At 57.8% G+C, this 2,643-nt stretch carries 2 protein-coding genes and 1 pseudogene; 2 read left to right on the top strand and 1 reads right to left on the bottom strand.

Features of this window, described 5'->3' with window-relative positions; genetic code table 11:
* Positions 1-305: 305 nt before the first annotated feature.
* Positions 306-834, top strand: a pseudogene (locus JTP94_RS06450) (helix-turn-helix domain-containing protein); the annotation flags it as partial.
* A gap of 80 nt (positions 835-914) precedes the next feature.
* Here the strand turns inward: JTP94_RS06450 and JTP94_RS06445 are convergent.
* Complete coding sequence (locus tag JTP94_RS06445; protein WP_204849714.1) at positions 915-1,532, bottom strand: ABATE domain-containing protein; 618 nt, start codon at positions 1,530-1,532, stop codon at positions 915-917.
* Between the two features lie 89 nt (positions 1,533-1,621).
* On the opposite strand from JTP94_RS06445, the gene JTP94_RS06440 reads away from it, so the two are divergent.
* A complete protein-coding gene (locus JTP94_RS06440) occupies positions 1,622-2,566 on the top strand; it encodes a DMT family transporter (RefSeq protein ID WP_204849713.1) in 945 nt (314 codons plus the stop codon).
* Positions 2,567-2,643 lie beyond the last annotated feature (77 nt).

Raw genomic sequence — 2,643 nt, 5'->3', positions numbered from 1 at the left:
TGTCGTTTGGCAGTTAATCGTAAGACTCTCTCTGCAATAGTTTCAATAAGATAGCCCGGCACTTAAAGTGAGATTGGGCAGTTAATGTGAGATTTTCTTTTGGATTTCGGCACTTAATGTGAGAACCGCCGCCATGAGTAAAATGACTGTCTTCGGCGGATCTTCATCAGAAAATCGCAAATATCACAAAAGGTTATTGCCGGATCTGAAGGAGTTACGCGCCGAAAATCGCTCTAAAGAATCTCACATTAAGTGCCGTAGCTCGCCGGAACGGCCGCATTCTTACGGTTACGTGCCAAACGACACCGGGCATCCGGCTGGCAACGATCTGTTCCGGTGCGTTGCTGGCCGCACGTGCGGGCCTGCTTGAAGGCCACGAATGCACCACCCATCATGCCCTGCTTCCGGAACTCGTTTGCCTCGCTCCGACTGCAATAGTGCGTGAAAACCGGCTCTACGTCGAGGATGGCGAACGGCTGACCAGCGCCGGTGTGACGGCGGGGATTGACCTCATGCTCGCCGTCATTGCGACTGAGATCGGCCATGCCGTGGTACTTGCGGTCGCGCGTAATCTCGTTGTCTATCTGCGCCGGGCCGGTGCGGATCCGCAGCTTTCGCCACCTGTCCCGGCTCTTCAGCGAGCACACTGGGATGAGCGTGACGGACTACGTGAACCGTATGCGAATCGCGTTGGCGCGGGAACTCATCATCGGATCGAGATTGGATATGGAGAGCGTCGCCGAACGTATCGGCTTCTCCTCGGCGCGCCAGTTCCGGCGGGCGTGGAGCCGTCTGCACGACACGCCGCCGGGCCGCGCTCGAACGGACCTGTGAATACCTTGGAGGACAACCTCAGGCTCAATATCTTCGGGCGTGGAAATATTTCGACGGGTTGGTAGTAGCTGAGTGCCGTTTCAATCTGCCTGCACAGCCCGGAATTTGCGTACCCTTGCATGCGATCCGCAGGTCTTGTCGGAGCACCACCGCCGGTGACCACCACGAGACTGGTCCAGAAAAAGCCACCCGCAATTTGGACCTTGGCACGCTCGCACAGGGCGGCGTCCGTTTTGCGACGTCAGCAGCTCGGCGGCTGACTGAGCGACACGGTTGCAAATCGTATCCAAGTCTTTGGCGTCCGCACGGCGCCACTCGATATTTCCGGCAATGCGGCTCAGTGTTTGTTGCGACTGTGAACGTCGGGCCATGTCGGCAACGAGATCGAGATCGTCCTGGCTGATCGGGCCTTCATCAACTTCAGACAGGAACAGGCGGCATAGCGCCTCCCGCAATTCCTTGGCCCTGCCTAGTTCGTCCGCAGCTGCAGAGGCCGATTTGCCAGCCTTGAAGAGCAAGATGTCGCGTTCCTTGTTGTCGATCAGATCGAGGCGCCGAGCCCAAGCCACGAGGTCGTCGTAGCTATTCAGGAAATCCGGACCCCAACGCTCCCCGCGGCTGTCGACGGTGTTGACGAAGTCGAGCGCCGGATGGCCGCCAAGAAGGCTGATATCGTTGATCGTCTTTTGCATGTTCATGAACTGAATATCGGATCGCGGAACGATTTGGACAAGAGCGAGTTGTAACGGTATAAATAATTTTTACCCGTTACATGATCGGAAACCCCATGTTCGCCGGCGTCAACAAAAATCAGCTGCGCTTCCTGATGTTATGCGCAATCTGGGGAAGCACCTGGATCGGAACCAAGGCAGGCATTGAGGCCGTGCCGCCTCTCCTGTTTGCCGGCACACGATTTACTGCTGCCGGCGTGTTGCTCCTTCTTTACGCCTCGACAAGAGGCGAAAGAGCTAGGTTCAAGATCCAAGACGGCTTTCGTTTCGCCGCTGTCAGCATCCTGATGATCACGCTCTGCTATGGCCCGCTGTTCTGGGGCATGCAATATATCGATTCCGGGACTGCTGCCGTTCTGGAAATGTCGCTCACCCCGATCGCACTCCTCGTTTTCGCTCTCCTTCTCAATGAGGAAAAGTTGGATGTGCGAAGGATTCTTGCGATCGCTCTGGGGGTCTCTGGATTGATCGTCCTGTTCTGGCCGACTTCTCCAAACACGAGTTCGCCTACGTCCGAAGCGTTCTCTGGAGCGAGCATCTGGGGTGGCTTGGCGGTCGCGTCCGCGGCGTTCACTTATGGCTGCGGCTCAGTGCTCGCCCGTCCACTCCTGCGAGCCTATCCGGCCTTGTTCGTCGCAGGCGTGACGACACTCGTCGGTGGCATTGTGCTCCTGATCGCCGCCTTGGCTTTTGAGCCGGGGGCTATTTCCGCCCTCTCTGGCAATTGGGGCACGTTCGCCTGGCTGGGTTGGTTCTTCCTTGTGATCTTCGGCTCGCTGATCGGCTACACGACCTTCATGCGCCTGCTGCGGGACATTGGCGCATCCCGCGCCGGCAGTTATGCTTTCGTGTCGCCCGTGATTGCCGTCGCCCTGGGCGCTGCTTTCTTCGCAGAACAGGTCACCGTGACGGATGTGATTGGCATCATCGTCATGCTGAGTGGCGCCTATCTCGCCATGTCAGGAGCGCCGGCGATCCAACCGGCCACCGTCGAAACCTGAATGCGATTCCGAGTCGGAGAGGAGAGTTGTGCTATGGAATCCGGCTGGCGACACCCGATCAGGACGACGTCCCGATC

Origin of the sequence: Martinezella lusitana, from assembly GCF_016901135.1 — a bacterium.
GTDB lineage: Bacteria > Pseudomonadota > Alphaproteobacteria > Rhizobiales > Rhizobiaceae > Rhizobium > Rhizobium lusitanum_D.
The sequence above is the reverse complement of the archived record's forward strand: the minus strand, read 5'-3'. Positions and strand labels throughout refer to the sequence as shown.

Coding starts and splice junctions, on each gene's coding strand:
- JTP94_RS06445 (WP_204849714.1), bottom strand. CDS start 1,532: ATGAACATGCAAAAGACGATCAACGATATCAGCCTTCTTGGCGGCCAT.
- JTP94_RS06440 (WP_204849713.1), top strand. CDS start 1,622: ATGTTCGCCGGCGTCAACAAAAATCAGCTGCGCTTCCTGATGTTATGC.